This is a genomic window from Nonomuraea deserti, from assembly GCF_004348685.1.
Lineage (GTDB): Bacteria > Actinomycetota > Actinomycetes > Streptosporangiales > Streptosporangiaceae > Nonomuraea > Nonomuraea deserti.
On sequence record NZ_SMKO01000461.1, the window covers coordinates 1 to 402 of the forward strand.

Sequence of the window (402 nt, forward strand, 5' to 3'; positions counted from 1 at the left end):
GGGCGAGGATCTGCGGCCAGTCGGTGTCCTCCGGCCGCGCCGCCTCCGCGTGGACGGCGGCGATCGCGGCCTGCAGCTGGTATGGGCCCGGCGGCGACCAGGTCAGCGCGTCGGTGATCAGCGCCGTGCCCTCGTCGATCGCGTCCCGGTTCCAGAGCGTCCGGTCCTGCTCGGTGAGCGGGATCAGCAGGCCGCCGTCGCCGCTGCGGGCCGCGCGGCGCGCGTCGGTCAGCAGCATGAGGGCGAGCAGGCCGGAGACCTCGCCGTCGTCCGGGAGCAGCCGGTGCAGCGCGCGGGCCAGCCTGATCGCCTCCGAGGTGAGGTCGGCGCGCTGCAGGTCCGGTCCGCTGGAGGCGGTGTAGCCCTCGTTGAAGATCAGGTACAGGACGTGCAGGACGGCCC

The 402-nt window shown here is 74.6% G+C and carries 1 protein-coding gene; it reads right to left on the minus strand.

Going from position 1 to position 402, the window contains the following annotated elements:
• On the minus strand, window positions 1-402 hold a 402-nt coding region (locus tag E1292_RS50685), incomplete at both ends, for a DUF6596 domain-containing protein (protein WP_342775789.1).